The 17323-nt window shown below is 27.4% G+C and carries 14 protein-coding genes; 7 read left to right on the forward strand and 7 right to left on the reverse strand.

What is annotated here, in order from left to right; translation table 11 throughout:
* The first annotated feature begins 31 nt into the window (after positions 1 to 31).
* The 3 genes from Q0J69_RS11795 to Q0J69_RS11805 all read left to right on the forward strand — a co-directional run bounded on the left by Q0J69_RS11795 (position 32) and on the right by Q0J69_RS11805 (position 4775).
* Positions 32 to 2167, forward strand: a complete 2136-nt coding sequence (locus Q0J69_RS11795; protein ID WP_297207822.1) for a hypothetical protein — start codon at positions 32 to 34, stop codon at positions 2165 to 2167.
* Positions 2168 to 2378: 211 nt separating this feature from the next.
* Positions 2379 to 3428 carry a type I glyceraldehyde-3-phosphate dehydrogenase gene (gene gap, locus Q0J69_RS11800; protein WP_297207823.1) on the forward strand — a complete coding sequence of 350 codons (1050 nt, stop codon included), beginning with the start codon at positions 2379 to 2381 and terminating at the stop codon, positions 3426 to 3428.
* A gap of 147 nt (positions 3429 to 3575) precedes the next feature.
* Complete coding sequence (locus Q0J69_RS11805) at positions 3576 to 4775, forward strand: phosphoglycerate kinase (RefSeq protein ID WP_297207825.1); 1200 nt, start codon at positions 3576 to 3578, stop codon at positions 4773 to 4775.
* Between the two features lie 427 nt (positions 4776 to 5202).
* Here the strand turns inward: Q0J69_RS11805 and Q0J69_RS11810 are convergent, their stop codons facing one another.
* Positions 5203 to 6084 carry a DMT family transporter gene (locus tag Q0J69_RS11810; protein ID WP_297207827.1) on the reverse strand — a complete coding sequence of 294 codons (882 nt, stop codon included), beginning with the start codon at positions 6082 to 6084 and terminating at the stop codon, positions 5203 to 5205.
* 123 nt (positions 6085 to 6207) lie between these two features.
* Here Q0J69_RS11810 and Q0J69_RS11815 point away from each other — a divergent pair, with 123 nt between their 5' ends.
* Entirely contained in the window at positions 6208 to 6954 is a 747-nt protein-coding gene (locus Q0J69_RS11815) for a DUF3108 domain-containing protein (RefSeq protein WP_297207828.1), read from the forward strand.
* A 65-nt stretch (positions 6955 to 7019) separates the two neighbouring features.
* Here the strand turns inward: Q0J69_RS11815 and Q0J69_RS11820 are convergent, their stop codons facing one another.
* From Q0J69_RS11820 to Q0J69_RS11840, 5 genes are all read right to left on the reverse strand, one after another.
* Positions 7020 to 7229 (reverse strand): DUF1858 domain-containing protein, encoded by a 210-nt coding sequence (locus Q0J69_RS11820; protein WP_297207830.1) that lies wholly within the window; start codon positions 7227 to 7229, stop codon positions 7020 to 7022.
* A 73-nt stretch (positions 7230 to 7302) separates the two neighbouring features.
* A complete protein-coding gene (locus tag Q0J69_RS11825; RefSeq protein ID WP_297207832.1) occupies positions 7303 to 9429 on the reverse strand; it encodes a hypothetical protein in 2127 nt (708 codons plus the stop codon).
* A 9-nt stretch (positions 9430 to 9438) separates the two neighbouring features.
* Entirely contained in the window at positions 9439 to 9759 is a 321-nt protein-coding gene (locus tag Q0J69_RS11830; protein ID WP_297207833.1) for a YggT family protein, read from the reverse strand.
* 9 nt (positions 9760 to 9768) lie between these two features.
* Entirely contained in the window at positions 9769 to 10104 is a 336-nt protein-coding gene (locus Q0J69_RS11835) for an STAS domain-containing protein (RefSeq protein WP_297207834.1), read from the reverse strand.
* Positions 10105 to 10194: 90 nt separating this feature from the next.
* Complete coding sequence (locus Q0J69_RS11840; protein WP_297207836.1) at positions 10195 to 10977, reverse strand: exodeoxyribonuclease III; 783 nt, start codon at positions 10975 to 10977, stop codon at positions 10195 to 10197.
* 166 nt (positions 10978 to 11143) lie between these two features.
* On the opposite strand from Q0J69_RS11840, the gene Q0J69_RS11845 reads away from it, so the two are divergent.
* The gene (locus Q0J69_RS11845; RefSeq protein ID WP_297207838.1) at positions 11144 to 12028 is read left to right on the forward strand and encodes an MBL fold metallo-hydrolase; all 885 of its coding nucleotides are present in this window, start codon (positions 11144 to 11146) and stop codon (positions 12026 to 12028) included.
* Between the two features lie 53 nt (positions 12029 to 12081).
* On the opposite strand, the gene Q0J69_RS11850 is transcribed toward Q0J69_RS11845, so the two are convergent.
* Positions 12082 to 13917: a methyl-accepting chemotaxis protein gene (locus Q0J69_RS11850; protein WP_297207840.1), complete on the reverse strand. Its 1836-nt coding sequence runs from the start codon at positions 13915 to 13917 to the stop codon at positions 12082 to 12084.
* Between the two features lie 418 nt (positions 13918 to 14335).
* Between Q0J69_RS11850 and metG the strand changes: the two genes are divergently transcribed.
* Together metG and Q0J69_RS11860 are read left to right on the forward strand one after the other, a co-directional pair.
* A complete protein-coding gene (gene metG / locus Q0J69_RS11855; RefSeq protein WP_297207842.1) occupies positions 14336 to 16291 on the forward strand; it encodes a methionine--tRNA ligase in 1956 nt (651 codons plus the stop codon).
* Positions 16292 to 16314: 23 nt separating this feature from the next.
* Entirely contained in the window at positions 16315 to 17079 is a 765-nt protein-coding gene (locus Q0J69_RS11860) for an FtsQ-type POTRA domain-containing protein (protein WP_297207845.1), read from the forward strand.
* The last annotated feature ends 244 nt before the right edge of the window (positions 17080 to 17323 follow it).

A 17323-nucleotide genomic window follows, 5' to 3' on the forward strand; every position in this document is an offset into this window, starting at 1 on the left:
TATATGTTTTTATTTTTGATATAATAAAAACATGAAAATAAATTTAATAAATAATGATATAAAATACATAATACAAACTGCTGATAATAGTTTTGATGATAATTATATTCTTCCATCATTAAGAACTTTATTAGAAAAATTAGCAAAATTAGAAAAGTCAGAAGAGGTAAAAAAGTCAGAAGAAGTAGAAAAAACAAAACCTGAATATGATGAAAATATAACAATATATTTAGTTTCAAAAAATTCAGGAAATACTACTCAGTTAAAAAAAGGAAATTATAAATATATAGAGATAAAGTTTATAGGCAATGAATATAATAAATATAAAGAAATTAAATATTATAAATATGAAAATAATATATTAAAATTTGCAGATAAAAATAAATTATGCTTTTTTGAAATAGGGGCATTTTTGGATTTATTTAATATATTAAAATCATTAGAAAATAAAAATATTGGTAGTTTTCTTATATACGAATTAATAAATAATATCATTAACAAAAATAAATTGATTTATTTAAAAAAATATTATGGGCAAAATAATAAAACAATAGAAGAATATAAAGGCATAAATTATGATGAAATAGAGTTAATTATAAAAGAAAGAGAATTAAAAAGATTAAAAAAGATTCTTCAGGAGTATTATGATTATTCGGATAATTCTAAAGCAGGAATACTTCCTTCGTACAGATTAGAAAAACATTCAGATGCTTCTAAAAAAAGCACAAGATATTATACTTTGGAATCTTTAATCATTTTAGATGAGATACTCAGAATATATAAAAATATTAAAGAGGATAGTTTTTATTTTATAAGAAATATAAGCTATTTAGAAGATACCAATGATATAAAAGATGAATTATTTGACAAGAGAAAAGTTTTAAAGGCATTGAAAAATACTAACTTTATTAAAAGTAAATTGTATATAGAAAATATTTTAGATGTACTGGATTATAATAATTCTGATAAAGAATTTAAAAGCAGAATAGAAAATGTAAAAAACTCTGAATTAAAAAAATTATTTGACAGTGAAGATATAGAAAATATAAATAATCTCAATAATATTGATGAACGTAAAAATTATATAGAAGATTATATTTTCATATTGTTTAATAATATAAAAATAATGATTGATGAATATAAAAATATAAAAGATGATGATGAAAAAACGGAATTAGAAAATAAAATTATAGATTATGATTTGCATTTCTTTTATTTTAAATTTGTATTGGATTATATGTTTCTGTATAAAAAAGAACTTGATGTTTATAATGATTTATATGATTTATACAGATATAAATATTTTTATTTGAAAAAAGATAATATAGATTTTTTTGAAAGTATATATAAAAAACATGATTTAATAAATTATAAATATCCTTTTAATTTCTACATATCTATTTATGAAGATTATATATATAAAAACTATGATGATGAAAATATAGAAGATAAATATAAACTTATATTAAAAGAAAAAGAAGATTTTATAATACTTTCAGAAGATAATTATGATTATTTGTATTTGTATTATGATTTTGTATTTTTTCTTTTGTATTATACTATAATAAATAATGAGCATGTGATTGAAAGATTTAAAAGAGGTTCTTTCAAATCAGAATATACTAAAGATAATTTAAGGGTGCTTGATTATTATTCTATATTAGCTACAGATGAATTATTAAATGGGGTAAAAAATAATATTAAAAAGATTAAAATTCTATTGGATATAATTTACTTTTCTAATATAAAAAAAGAAAGCATTAAAAATTTGAGAGATGATATAATAAATTTAAATAAAAAAACAGATTATATTGATAATATTATTAATGATTATGATATTACTGATACTTTGGAGTATTTAGAAAAAGATGAATATATTAATAAAAATAAAGAAATAGAAAAAATAGAATCTGTAAATTTTCCTTTTAATAAATATGAATGCAGGAAGTATTTTGATGAGAATATATCAAGAATAATGAAAATATATAATTATAAATCAAGAACAGATGAAACATTCAGACTGTTTTTTAATTTTGCAGTATATGAATTCAATATTGATAAAACTAATTTTGAAATGATTTATAAACATATAGATAAAATACTATTTAGTATTGAAAAGGTTAATAAATTATGCTCTTATAATAATTTTATTCTAAGCTGTAAGTAGTCGGGAAGTACTGCATATTTATATATAAAAAAATAATAATTTATAAAAATTTAAATATATAATATGTAAATTACTTTTGAAACAAGTCTTTACACTTCTTATCAATTAAAATTCCCGCATAAACTTGACTTAATCATACATTTATGATAGCATGTATATTGAATTTTATATGTTCGCGTATAGGATATTATTTTAATTTAGGAGTATATTTATGGCTGTAAAAGTAGCAATAAATGGTTTTGGACGTATCGGACGTCTAGTTTTTCAGGCATTAGTAGAACGCGGTTTATTAGGTAAAGAAATTGATGTAGTAGGTGTTGTAGATGTAAGTACTGATGCTGAGTACTTTGCTTATCAATTAAAATATGACTCTGTTCATGGCAGAATGAAAGCAGATATTAGCCATGAAGGTGAAGATGTATTGGTAGTTAATGGCAACAAAATAAAATGTATCAAAGCAGCTCCATTAAATCAATTGGAACAGCTTCCTTGGAAAGATTTAGGCGTTGAATACGTTATTGAATCTACTGGACTTTATACAGAGGCTGAAAAAGCAGAAGGACACATTAAAGCAGGTGCTAAAAAAGTTATCATTTCTGCACCTGGTAAAGGTAATTTAAAAACTTTTGTTTGCGGTGTTAACCATGAAGAATATAACCCAGCAGAAAACCATGTAGTATCAAACGCTTCTTGTACTACTAACTGTTTAGCTCCATTAGTACATGTTCTTCTTAAAGAAGGTATCGGTATAGAAACAGGTCTTATGACTACTATTCACTCTTATACTGCTACTCAAAAAACAGTAGACGGTCCTTCTAAAAAAGACTGGAGAGGCGGACGTGCTGCTGCTGTAAACACTATACCTTCTACTACTGGTGCTGCTAAAGCTGTTGGAGAAGTATTGCCAGCTACTAAAGGTAAATTAACAGGTATGAGCTTCAGAGTTGCTACTCCTGACGTATCTGTTGTAGATTTAACTTTCAGAAGTGAAAAAGATACTTCTATTGAAGAGATAGATTCTTTAATGAAAAAAGCATCTGAAACTTATATGAAAGGTATTTTAGGTTATTGTAATGAAGAATTAGTATCTAGCGACTTCATACATGATAACAGAAGTTCTATATACGATTCTTTAGCTACTTTACAAAATAACTTAAAAGGCGAAAAAAGATTCTTCAAAATCGTTTCTTGGTATGATAATGAATGGGGTTATTCTAACAGAGTAATTGATTTATTATTATACATGCATAGCAAACAATAATAAAAATTATAATAATTAATTTATTAAGCTATAAGGAGGGTGTTATATTTAATTATAGCACCCTTTAAATTTTTATAGATATATAACACTAAATATTTTTTGTACTTGTTATATATTTATAAGCAATAATAATATAAGGATTAAAAAATGAAAAAAACAGTAAAAGATATTGATATTAAAGGTAAAAAAGTAATAATGAGAGTGGACTTCAATGTGCCTCTTGATAAAGAAACTAGTTCAAAAATAACAGACACTACAAGAGTAGATGCTGCTATGCCTACTATAGAATATATACTTTCTCAAGGTGCTTGTCTTATACTTATGAGCCATTTAGGAAGACCTAAAGGAGAGCCTAATCCTAAATATTCTCTTAAACCAGTTTATGATTATTTGAAAACTAAACTTCCTAACAATAAAGTAGAGTTTGCTAAAGACTGTATAGGAGAAGAGGTAAAAAAACAAGCTGCTGAACTTAAAGCAGGAGATGTACTTTTACTTGAAAACTTAAGATATCATGCTGAAGAAGAGAAAAATGATCCTAATTTCTCAAAACAATTAGCTGATTTGGCTGATGTTTATGTTAATGATGCCTTTGGTACTGCACATAGAGCACATGCTTCTACAGCTGGAATAGTATCTGCTAAAGCTGGTATGCCTGCTGTTGCTGGTTTCTTAATGGAAAAAGAAATAAAATATTTGGGAGATGCTGTTGCTAATCCTGCTCGTCCATTTGTAGCTATAATAGGCGGAGCTAAAGTTTCTTCAAAAATTTCTGTACTTAAAAACTTACTTAATAAAGTTGATACTTTAATAGTTGTAGGCGGTATGGCTTATACTTTCCTTAAAGCTAAAGGACTAGAAATAGGTGCTTCTTTATGCGAAGATGATTATATTGCTACTGCTAAAGAAATTATGGATAAAGCTAAAGAATTAAATAAAACTTTATACTTGCCTGTTGACAATGTTATAGCTGATAAATTTGATAATGACGCTAATATCAAAACAGTAGATTCTAATGCTATACCTGCAGGCTGGATGGGCATGGATGTTGGACCTAAAACTTTGAAAGAACTTGAAGATATACTTAAAAATGCTAAAACAGTTGTTTGGAACGGACCTTTAGGCGTATTTGAAATGTCTAATTTTGCTAAAGGTACATTTGAAGTTGCTAAATTTATAGCTAATTCTAATTGTGTAAGTATAATTGGAGGAGGAGATAGTGTATCTGCTGTTAATAAATCAGGTGTTGCTGATAAGATGACACATGTATCTACAGGCGGCGGAGCTTCTTTAGAGTTCCTCGAAGGCATTGAATTACCTGGTATTGCTGTATTACAGGATAAATAAATAATTAATAGTTAGATTTCAATAAATCAAAATAGTGAGCCCGTAGTAACTTTAGTTGCTACGGGTTTTTTAGCGAACTATTTTGATTATTAAATAAATGTATTGAATTAGCGGTATCGTAGTATTACAATACAAATGATATATTATACTTGTTTCAAAGTAATTGAGAAGATTATATATGAAATTTTTATAATTTATAAAAACAATGTTTTATATATTGTATAACTTATTGTTTTAATATATAAATATGCCATCCTTCACCTACCGGAACCAAAGGAGGACTTCATCAGCACGCAGAACGTGGCAATTAATAAATAAAATTAGTTTTGGAATAAGTATATGTAGTTTTTTATTTTATACTCTTTTTAATATACATCCTTATTAATTATTATAAAAAACTTTAACATAAATACTAATTAATAAAAACTCAATTAGTATCTTTATTAACTTTTCTTTTCTCCATTAAAAATAAAGCTATTCCTAATAATATTAATACAATTCCAATAAACTGCTTTAAACTAATGCTTTCATTTAGTACAAAATAACCAAGTATGCATGTACCTACAGCCTCTCCTAATATTGTCATAGATATAACAGTTGCTGAAAACCATTTCAAAAGCCAAGTAAATACCACCTGACCAAGCATAGTAGATATGAGAGTTAATGCTATTAAATAAATCCAAGTAGAAGAAGAATATCCTGTAAAAGGAATATTCATAAAATATGATAAAATACCCAAAAATATAAATGCACTGAAATAGCTCAAAGCAATCCAATTAACTGCCGATAATCTCACTCTAGCATACTGCCCTATTATAAAATACATACTTATAAGACCAGCAGCAATAAAAGCAAGCAAATCACCAAATAAAGCCTTTGAACTTATTTGAAAATCTCCCCATCCTATTATAAATGAACCTGCTATAGCTATAATAAAGCCCAATATTGCAATGATTGTATATCTTTCTTTAAAAAAGAAGTATCCAGCTATTAATGAAAATAAAGGCTGCAATGTAACAATTACTGTAGAGCTTGCTACTGAAGTAAAGTTTAATGACTGAAACCATAAAAAATAATGCAAAGCCAATGAAAAACCTGCTAGTACAGACAGAATAATTTCTTTTTTTGTTATTGATAAAACCTCTAACCTATTTGATTTTTTTAATAAACTTATTGGAAGCACAATTAAAAATGAAAAGAATATCCTATAAAATGCTGCTATAGAGGACGGGGCATTTGCAAGCCTTACAAATATTGCAGAAGTTGATAATGCTATTACTCCAACTAATAAAAATACTCCTTTACCCATAAATAATTCCTAATAAAAAATAATTTACATAAAAAAATAATAATATATTAAAAAAATAGTATTGCAACATTTATAATAATATAATAGCATATAAACATAACTTATAAAAGGAGAATTGTATTTATGAAACATACTTTTATAATATCTTTATTATTAATATCGAATATTTTATTTGGATATAATCAAACATTTAAAGTGGGAGAATATATCAAATATGACGTATTAGCACAGGTTCCTGAATTCAATATAAGCGGAAAAGTGGGAATGCTTGAGGCTAAAGTTCTTGCTATAAGCAATGTAAACGGAAAACCAGCGTATCATCTTTATGCTCATGTTTACACTACAGGAGCAGCTAATTGGCTTTATAAGGTTAGCGATATATTTGAGGCTTGGGTTACTACGAATGACTTTACTCCTATAATATTAAAAAAAGATACATCAGAGGGAGATTGGACTAATAAAGAAACTTTAACTTTTTATAATAATTACTATTTGTTTAATGACAAAAGAACGGTAGATGAAAAGGTAGAGTTTAAAGGAATGGCATTTGATGCTTTATCTTTAGTATTTTTTATGAGATTCGTTGACAAGAATATAGGTACTTTTAGCATTAATTGGCTTGAAGGAAAAAATGTTAAAAAAGATATAAGATTTACTATAGAAGAAGGGGAAGAATTAAAAACAAAATTAGAAAGAGGAAAATTAACTACTACTAGAATATATGAAAAAGATAAATATGGAACGGATGCTTTAATTTCTAAGGATAAATATAATCAGGTGCCTTTGGACGTTATTATAGCTGAACAAAAAATTTATGGACTTACATTAAGGGTAAGAGGCATAATAAAAGAATATAAAGACGGCAAATAAATTTAAGAGAGATAGTAATTATTTTTTACTATCTCTCCTAAATATCTAAAATATCTTTTATGAGATTATTTACTAGCTTCAAATTTATCGTTAATCTCTTTAACTAAGTTATCAATAAGCTCATCATTCATGCCATGACCGCGGCATCCCTCTTCTAAACTTTCCCAGCTGGCTACATGGCATCCTACACAATGAAGTCCATGACTCATCATTATTTCTACAGAATCAGGAAAAGCCTGTATAATTTCACCTATACTCATAGTCTTGTTTATCATAATTTATTACCTCTTTTTATTTTTTTATATAATATATATAATTGTTATTTTTGTCAAAGGGTAAAAAGTATATCTAATTATTTGAAATATGCAAAATAGGATAAAAGTTATCAAATTTCTTTATATGCTTTCTTAAATAGCTTAAATTAAACTCGCCAATATTTTCTAAAGCATTAATCTCCATCTTAGACATTCTTTTTACATCATGAGGCATATTAAGTCTTTTATATATCCTTTTTAACATCATTATTACATATAGATTTTTCATATCAGCCTTATCAAATAATGATAATGAAGTAATCAAATCAAATCCTTCTATATTATTTAGAGCAAAATATGAATAAAGTAATGCAGCATTAGTATCTATTTCGGCAGAAGCCTCTTTAATTATAGAGTAAGCCTCATTCTCATTTTTTTCAACACCAATCCCATTATAATAACAATGAGCAAGAAAACCTTTTGAGCATGTACATTTGGAATTATTCATATCCGCTATCTCTTTAGCCCTATAGTAAATTTCAAATGCCTTATTAAAATCCATCTCTAAACCCCTTCCAAGCTCATAAGCCCTTCCTACTATAACTAAAGGACATTCAAAAGTATTATCCATATCAAAGGTCATATTTGCTATACCAACAGCAATTTCAGGAAAAGGCGTTATAATATCTCCATAAAATAATTCCTTAGAATATATATAGTAAGACATTATATCATTTAATTCCATGGCTTTCTTAAGCATATAAATGCCTTCATCATTATATTTACTAGGCATATTATATAATAATATATTAGCAATAGCTCTGTATATTACAGCATTATCCAAACTGCCATTTAAACAGCTTTTTAAATTATTGAGCATAAGATCATAATTATCAGAACCTATCATCTGCAATGAATGAGCGTATATAAACTTTATATAATCTATTTCACCATCACCTTTATATACATATTTAAAAAACTCATCACATATCTCGGCAGTTTTCTTATAATCTCTAAGTTCATAATAAGAAAATATTAGAAGATAATATGTTGAATATTTAAACTCGCTTTTATTTATTTTATTTAAATATAATAAAGCCTCTCTGTAATCATCATCGCTTTGAGCATAATTATGATAAAGCTCAGCTATCTTTTCATAAAGCCAAGAACCGACATCACTTACCTCATGAATTATTTTTTTAAACTCAACAATAGCCTTTCTTATTTCGCCCTGATAAGCATATAAATTTCCTCTGTAATATCTGTACTGCATATTTTTAATTCCAAGTACATCTATAATTTTATTAAGCAAATAAAAAGCCTCTTCTAAATCCTTACCCTCCTGCTGACTGTCAGGATAATACTTATCATCATTTTCAATTATCAAATCATGCAAAGCCTGTGCCTTTCCAAGCAAAGCATCTAATCTATATTTATTATTATTATTTTTAAGAAGCTCATTATAATTCTCTATAGCCTTTCTGTATTTCTCTTTATTAAAATACCACTCAGCCCTCTCATATATGGCATTAAAATTAATAGGATTAAGTTCAACAGCCCTATCCAAAAAGAATATAGCATCATCATAAAAATCTGAATGTATCCCTTTCTTAGCAAGTATAATACCTTTCAAAAAATAAGCATCATCATACATAGGAAAGTCTTGAATAAGTTTATTAGCCTCTAAATCTGCCTTAGGAAGTATATTAAGATTATAATAACAAAGTCCCCTTTCAAATCTTGCTATTCTGCTGTTACTAACATCTACCCTGCTGATAAAATCATCATAATATCCTATGGCCTGATGGAAATCTGCCTCATTTTCTCCATTATTAAGATAACTGCTTGCCAATATAAGCAATGCATCGTAAGCGGTATCATCCTTATCAAAAAGTATCTGAGCATATTCTCTTTCTTTATCTATATTTTTTAAATCCCTATTTAAATACATAAGTCCTCTGTATGCATCTATTATATTAGGATCAATATCTATAGATTTATTAAGATCATACTCTATAGTAGAATAGATTAAAGCAACTCTTGCATCATATTTGGTATTGTCAAATTCCTGATTCTGAAGCTCTATAAATGCTGATTTTCCACGCATATAAAAAGCTCTGGCATTATCTGGTTCCATCGATATAATAATGTCTAATTCTTCTATGGCTTTTTTATAATCTCCCTCATCCATATATTTGCTTATTTCATCTAAGGAACTCATAATTATACTCTATATCCTAACCGCTAAACTTAATAAAAATCGATATATAACTTTAAGTATAACAGGGGCAGCTAATTGAAGCAGCAAAAGAAATACCAATGGAGATAAATCTATAATACCTACAATAAGTCTTCTTCCGCCGAATATTTTATCTATAACTCCGTCTGTTATCTTATAAAAGAAATTAACTATAGGATTATAATAATCCAAATGCATAGCTCCGAATGCCTGAAGCCAGCTTAATATAATCCATACAAACCATATAAAAGAATACAGCCTTAAAGCCTGAAATAATAAAACATATATAAAATTAACAACTTGTATTAACATATAACTCCATTAATTTCCTATATTTTTCAAAGCATCATCAACATTATCCGATATGTTCACTATAGTTAAAAATTTAGTAGCCTCAAATAATTTTTTTAATTGTTTAGTCAGAGAACAAAAATAAACAACTCCTCCATTTTCAGCAGATACCCTTAAAGTAGAAGCGATAATACCCAAAGCCGATGAACACATATATTCTATATTATGAAAATCAAATATAAAATTTAAAGCCCCTGCATTTTTCACATAATTTAATTTATCTTCTAATATATCCACATTTTCAGATATAATATTTTTTTCTATACTAATTATGGCTGTTTTATCCTCAATGATCGTACGAACCATAGATACTCCTTTAATAAAAGACTATAAAAAGTATAATAAATCACTTAATTTACAATATTATTATAAAACATTAAAAAATCAAGTAATTTTTTATTTTTCCCACTCAATAAGTATAGGACAATGATCGCTTCCCATAACATCAGTTAATATATCAGCCCTCTTAATATTAGGATCTATCTCATTATTAACAAAGAAATAATCTATTCTCCAGCCAACATTCTTTTCACGCGACCTAGTTTTCATATCCCACCAGCTATAATGCCCTCCTTCTTTAACAAACATTCTAAATGTATCTGTAAAGCCCTTATTCAAAAACTCTGTTATCTTAGCACGCTCTTCAGGTAAAAAACCAATACTCTTTTCATTTTCCTTAGGTCTTGCCAAATCAATAGCTTCATGAGCAATATTCATATCGCCGCATAATATAATATTAGTTTTACTTTTTAATTTGCTTAAATGCTTAGTTATCTCATCATAAAATGAAAGTTTATACTGAAAATGCTCCTCAGATTTTCCGCCGTTAGGAAAATAAACATTAAATATTGTAAAATCATCAAACTCCAATGACAATATTCTGCCTTCCCTATCTGAGAATTTACTGCCTAATTTATTTTTTACCTCTTTATTAGGCTTTAATTTTGTATAAATAGCAACACCGCTGTATCCTTTCTTCACTTCAGGATCGGCAGGATTAATGAAAAGCTCATATCCTTCTATATTTCTTAAATCAGCAGGAAGCTGCTCCTCAAAAGCCTTAGTTTCTTGAAGACATATTATATCAGGATTTTCTTTTTTTATAAAATCAACCAAACCTTTTTTGTATGCCGCTCTTATTCCATTTACATTCCAAGATATTATTTTTAAAACACTCATAAAAAACCTTTATATATTCTAACACTGCCATTATATAATTTTATAATAATAATACAACTATATTAAAATATATAATATTTGATTAATAATAAATGTAGAAATTATTGATTTTTTTTTATTTATTATATATTATATATAATAAATATGTAAAAAATAAGGGTATATTGTGAAAGTAAGATTTCTTGGAAGCAGAGGATCTATACCAACTCCTGGTAATAGTTTCAATGAATATGGCGGAAATACATCATGTCTTCAGGTTATAGACGATGATGAAAATTATATAATATTAGATGCTGGAAGCGGACTTAAAAATGCAAGCTATTATATATTTAAGTCAGAAAAAACTGAAAGTATAATACTGCTTACACATTTTCATTGGGATCATATTATGGGCATACCTTTCTTTGCACCTTTCTTCTCAAGTAAATACAGCTTTACTATTTACGGTCCTAAAGATTCATCTACAGAAATGTATGATACCATCAATAATATACTCTCTAAAGACTATTTCCCTGTAAATTTAGAACAATTTGCAGCAAGTTTGAAATTTGAAGCATTTTATGAAGGCAAAAAAATAGTTTTCGGAAATATGATAATAGAAAGTATATGGGTAAATCATCCATGTCATACACTATCATATAAAATAACTTCAGGAAATAAAACCGTAGTATATTTAACAGATCATGAACCATATAAAAGACGTCTTCATGCACAGCATCCTTCACTTTCTCATTATAATCATAATGCCGACTTGCTTCATGCCAGATTAATAGATTTTGTAAGAGGTGCTAATGTTCTTATAATAGAAGGCGAATATACAAAAAGTGAATATTATAACGGACATATAGGATGGGGACATTCTACTCTAAATGATGCTATTCAGGTGGGACTTGATGCAAATGTGCCTTATGTAATAATTCACCATCATAATCAGGAAAGAACCGATGCTCAAATAGATCTGATATATAATAAGCTAATGGCGTTCTTTAATAAAGAAGGAATAGACCTTCAATTAGCTTTTGCAAAAGAAGGTTCATACATAATCATATAAAAAAACAAGAGACTTCATTAAAAGAAATCTCTTGTTATATAAAATTATAATAATTATAACTTAAAGAAGCTGATGCTTTGTTCTAATTTTTTTGCTCTGTCTAATAGGCTTTGAGATAAATTACTAGATTCTCCTGCCAAATTTGCATTTTGAGTAGTTACCGTTTCCATACTATTTATTGCTGTACTAATTTGATTAACTCCAGACTGCTGTTCTAATGCTGTTGTTGCAATACTTTCCATTAATTCAGAAGTTTCTTTTACTTTGCTTTGAAGCTCAACAAATATCTCCTGAGATTTTCTTGCTGTTTGTGTGGCATTATTAATTTTCTCAGCTGTATTATCAACTAAATGAGTAATATCCTTAACTGATGCCTGAGTAGTTTGTGCCAAATTTCTAACCTCGCTTGCTACAACAGCAAAACCTTTACCCTGATCTCCAGCACGTGCCGCCTCTACGGAAGCATTCAAAGCAAGTATATTAGTCTGAAATGCTATATCTTCTATTATTTTTGTGATATCTTTTATTTTCTCACTTGACTCATAAACTTCTTCTATATTTGAAGATGTCTGACTGATTATCTGAGCTGCTTCCTCTATATAATTAATAGATTCATTCATCATATCTTTACCATTAACAGCACTTTCAGTAGACGACTGTATAGTAGAAACTATCTCTTCAACACTTGCAGCTGTTTCCTCCAAATTGGAAGCTGTGGCTTCTGTTCTGCTTGAAAGCTCTCCGCTGCTTTCCATCATAGTCTGAGAAGAAGCCATAATTTCTCTGGATGTATCATTAACCTCATTAATAACTTCTACTAGCTTCTGACTCATTATATTAAATGTTTTTTCTAATCTTCCAAACTCATCTTTTCTCTCTTTTTCTATTTCTTTTACTTCTAAATACCCCTCAGATATTTTCTGAGCCTGCTTCATCAAGCTGTCTAAAGGCGACATAGTTCTTTTTATATATGAAAGAGTAAATGTATTTATAAATAATATAGACAATATACATATTATTACAGCTATTCTAATCATTCTAATATTTTCTCTGTAAATAATTCTATCATCCATAGCCATAGTTAAAGTCCATGGAAGCTCGCTCATCTTAGTATAAACTGCTGTTCTTGAAGCGGTAGCAGATTTATAGTTTATTACGCCATTTTGCTTATTGTCTTTTTTAATTAAATTAAAGTATCCTCCGCCGTTTTCATTAATATAATCGTATGTATCTATAACTATTACTCCGTCTTCATCCAATGCGAATAATCTTCCTGTTTCATCAAGTTTTAACTGCTTTAATTTATTTATAACCTCTTCCCAGTTTATTGTCATGTATATAGCACCTATTAAATTATTATTTTCATCTCTTACACCTGCTATTATACCTAATGACCATTTATTATCAGCTGATGATTTTACTATTTTAGTTCCATAAGCTACATCATAATTGCTTTCTTTAAAATCATTCCAAATTCCAGGCCTCAAATCCTGTATATTATTTCCTATCGCAGAACGTTTAGCATTATCCAATATGATTCCGTTAGTATCGGTTACACCTATATTTAATGAATATTTATTTATAGATTCAAATTTTTTTAATGTCTGATCCAATTGAATATTGTTATTAGTACTTGAAACATTTTCTAAATAATTAATTACAGCAGGAGTTATAGCATAAGTCTTTATAAGTGTTTTATTTTCAAAAAGCCAAGTATCCAACATTGATTTATAGCCTTCTATTGTTGAAGCAAATCCTGAAAATGTTGTTTTGCTTACTCCTATAAATGATCTATAGGATAATAAGCATATAGTTATCATTAGAATTATCGTTGTTATTATACTTATTGTAAGCGGCATTTTAAATCTTATAGAATGTCTCTTCTTCATAAAAAATTTTCTCCCTAAACAAATATTTTCTTAATATATATCCAAATTATATTATACTGCAATGACAAAAAATGACATATATATTTTTTATTTAAAAAAATTAGAATACATGCATATTGCATAATATAACTATTGTCGTCATATTCCGTAAAATATATAATCATAAAATAAATAATATAATTAGCTTATTTTAAATATTTTTTATATATAATCAGATAAATGTAAAAAAAATGTATGATATACAAATGTTTTTAAATAAAAATATACATATATAAATATAATTAATTTTTAATTCATTCAAAATTAAAACAATAATATAAAAAATTGATGAATATTTTAACTTTACAAAAACCATTAATTTTAGTATAATTGCTTCAATCGTATATTTTTCATAACTAAATAATGGAGGCATACATAGATGACGGATAAAAAATTTTATATTACAACTCCAATATACTACCCTTCAGATTATCTGCATATTGGTCATTGTTACTGCACTATAGCTACAGACACTATGGCAAGATATAAAAAAATAATGGGATATGATGTTTATTTTCTAACTGGTACAGATGAGCATGGTGAAAAAATAGCAAGAAAAGCAGAAGATGCTAAAACTACTCCAAAATCTTATGTAGATAATATTGTTAATGCCACCAAAGAGTTATGGAAAAGACTTCATATTGATTACAGCCATTATATAAGAACAACAGATGACTATCATGAAAGAAGAGTTCAGAAAATATTTAAAATACTTTATGATAAAGGATATATTTATAAAGGAGCATATAAAGGACTTTACTGCGTAAGCGATGAGGCATTTTTTACAGACAGTCAGGTAATAAAAAAGGATGATGGAAAATGCTATTGTCCAGATTGCGAAAAAGAATTGGAATACAAAGAAGAGGAATGCTACTATTTAAAACTTTCTGAATACGGTCAATGGCTTATAGATTATTATAAAGAACATCCTGAGTTTTTAGAGCCTAAAGAAAGACAAAATGAAATGCTTAAAAACTTTTTGCTTCCTGGACTTGAAGATTTAGCAGTTACAAGAAAAGGTCTTCAATGGGGAATACCTTGTCCTATAAATAATGAACATAGTATATATGTATGGATTGATGCTTTATCAAATTATATTACAGCATTAGGATACCCTGAAGATGGGCAGGATGATTTGTATAAAAAATACTGGCCAGCAGATGTGCATTTTGTTGGAAAAGAGATAGTACGATTTCATGCTATTATATGGCCTATAATGCTTAAAATGCTTGATATACCTCTTCCTAAAAAAGTATTTGGGCATGGATGGGTACTATTCGATGACGGTAAAAAAATGAGTAAAAGCAGAGGAAATGTGGTTGATCCTAATACATTAATAGATAAATATGGTGTTGATGCTTTAAGATACTTCCTAATGAGAGAGATTAATTTCGGTTCTGACGGATACTATTCTCAGGAAATCTTCTTAAAGAGAATAAACAGCGATTTGGCTAATGATTACGGTAATTTATGGTATAGAATAACAACTATGCTTGGAAAATATTTTAACAGCGTGCTTCCAGATGAAGCAGAAAGTGTTTATGGAGATAGAGAAAAAGAACTTAAAAAAATGGTTCTTACGCTTGATGCTAATGTTGAATCTGCTTTGGACAGTTATAAATTCCATGAGGCATTATCTCATATTTGGGAAGTTATTAGAATGACCAATAAATATGTAGAGGATAGTGCACCTTGGAATCTAGCTAAAGATGAAAGCAAAAAAGAGCATCTTGCTAATGTAATGTATATATCTTTTCAAGTATACTATATAGTAACAGCTTATTTACAGATATTCTTTGTAGAAACACCTAAAAAAGTATTTAATAGATTAGGGCTTGGGGATAGTGTTCCTTTAGAGGATGCTAAAAAATGGGGTTCATTAAAATCTGGTATAAAAATAGAAAAGGGAGAGGCTTTGTTTAATAGATATGATATAGAAAAAGAAATAGGTGCAGAAAAATCTGATAATAAGAAGGAGGTTAATCCCCCTAAAGAGGATAAGCATAAAGCTAATATAGAAAAAGAAGACTTTGAGAAACTTGAACTTCTTACAGCAAAAATATTAGTTGCTGAAAAAGTGGAAAATGCTGATAAACTTTTAAAGTTTGTGCTTGATATAGGAGGCGGAGAACAGAGAGTTGTTGTATCTTCTATAGCAGAATATTATAAACCTGATGAAATGGTTGGAAAAAGCGTTCTTTATTTGGCTAATTTAAAACCTAAAAAGTTCAGAGGAGTTACTTCGCATGGAATGCTTCTTTTGGCAGATAATGTGGATACTCTATCTCTTATGAAGCCTGAAAAAGATTTTCCTGCAGGATGTTCTGTAAATTAAAAAAATAAAAGAAACTATCATAAATGAAAAACTTAAAAGAAAATAAACTTAGAAAGAAATTAAATAAAAATAAACTTAGCGATAGGCAAAAAAATATAATAAAAAGAACTGCTGTTATTTTTATTTTAATCATTATAATAGCAGCTTCTATTACTGTTATAAATAAAGCAAGAATTTTAAGAGTAGAAATAAGGGGCTTAAATAAATTAAATGCTATAGATATAATGGAAGAGTCAAACCTTTCTAAATATAATAATACAAGTTTATTTAATATACCAAAAAAAGAAATTACAAAGGACATAGAAGATAATCCAAGAGTTAAAGTTGAAAATATAAAGGCATCATTTCCTGATTTGCTGATAATTAATGTATCAGAAAGAGATAATCTTTTTTTACTTGAATCTAATACAGGAATATATGAAATAACGGATGAAGGATATATTATTAAAAATGAATCTATTTATAATTATGATGTTCCTTATGTTACAGGCTTAAATATAAATCCTACAAACAAAAAAATAGAAAATGAATACTCAAAATATTTATCTTCTGTAATATATGAGCTTAAAACCAATTATAATGAGATATACAATCTTATATCAGAGATAAATGCTTTTGGAAACGATTTAATACTTTATCCTAGAGGCTATCAGGTGCAGGTTATATTAGAAAAATATGTGAAGGCAGAAAAGTTCGTTGATTTAACAGCAATATTAAAAACTATTCAAAATCAAGGAACACAAACCTACAGAATAGATTTTAGATTTAAAGAGGCTATTATTAATTAATGATATTTAAGTATATACAATAATTTCCTCAAATAAAAATTACGAAGCAAATTTATACTTTAGTATAAATTTAGTTTTTGCGGAGTAATTTTTATAAATAATAAAATGATTTTAGATTTAAAGAGGCTATTATTAATTAATGATATTTAAGTATATATAATAATTTTCTCAAATAAAAATTACGAAGCAAATTTATACTTTAGTATAAATTTAGTTTTTGCGGAGTAATTTTTATAAATAATAA

The organism is uncultured Brachyspira sp. (genome assembly GCF_944388875.1).
Lineage (GTDB): Bacteria > Spirochaetota > Brachyspiria > Brachyspirales > Brachyspiraceae > Brachyspira.

Coding starts and splice junctions, on each gene's coding strand:
- Q0J69_RS11795 (WP_297207822.1), top strand. CDS start 32: ATGAAAATAAATTTAATAAATAATGATATAAAATACATAATACAAACT.
- gap (WP_297207823.1), top strand. CDS start 2,379: ATGGCTGTAAAAGTAGCAATAAATGGTTTTGGACGTATCGGACGTCTA.
- Q0J69_RS11805 (WP_297207825.1), top strand. CDS start 3,576: ATGAAAAAAACAGTAAAAGATATTGATATTAAAGGTAAAAAAGTAATA.
- Q0J69_RS11810 (WP_297207827.1), bottom strand. CDS start 6,084: ATGGGTAAAGGAGTATTTTTATTAGTTGGAGTAATAGCATTATCAACT.
- Q0J69_RS11815 (WP_297207828.1), top strand. CDS start 6,208: ATGAAACATACTTTTATAATATCTTTATTATTAATATCGAATATTTTA.
- Q0J69_RS11820 (WP_297207830.1), bottom strand. CDS start 7,229: ATGATAAACAAGACTATGAGTATAGGTGAAATTATACAGGCTTTTCCT.
- Q0J69_RS11825 (WP_297207832.1), bottom strand. CDS start 9,429: ATGAGTTCCTTAGATGAAATAAGCAAATATATGGATGAGGGAGATTAT.
- Q0J69_RS11830 (WP_297207833.1), bottom strand. CDS start 9,759: ATGTTAATACAAGTTGTTAATTTTATATATGTTTTATTATTTCAGGCT.
- Q0J69_RS11835 (WP_297207834.1), bottom strand. CDS start 10,104: ATGGTTCGTACGATCATTGAGGATAAAACAGCCATAATTAGTATAGAA.
- Q0J69_RS11840 (WP_297207836.1), bottom strand. CDS start 10,977: ATGAGTGTTTTAAAAATAATATCTTGGAATGTAAATGGAATAAGAGCG.
- Q0J69_RS11850 (WP_297207840.1), bottom strand. CDS start 13,917: ATGAAGAAGAGACATTCTATAAGATTTAAAATGCCGCTTACAATAAGT.
- metG (WP_297207842.1), top strand. CDS start 14,336: ATGACGGATAAAAAATTTTATATTACAACTCCAATATACTACCCTTCA.
- Q0J69_RS11860 (WP_297207845.1), top strand. CDS start 16,315: ATGAAAAACTTAAAAGAAAATAAACTTAGAAAGAAATTAAATAAAAAT.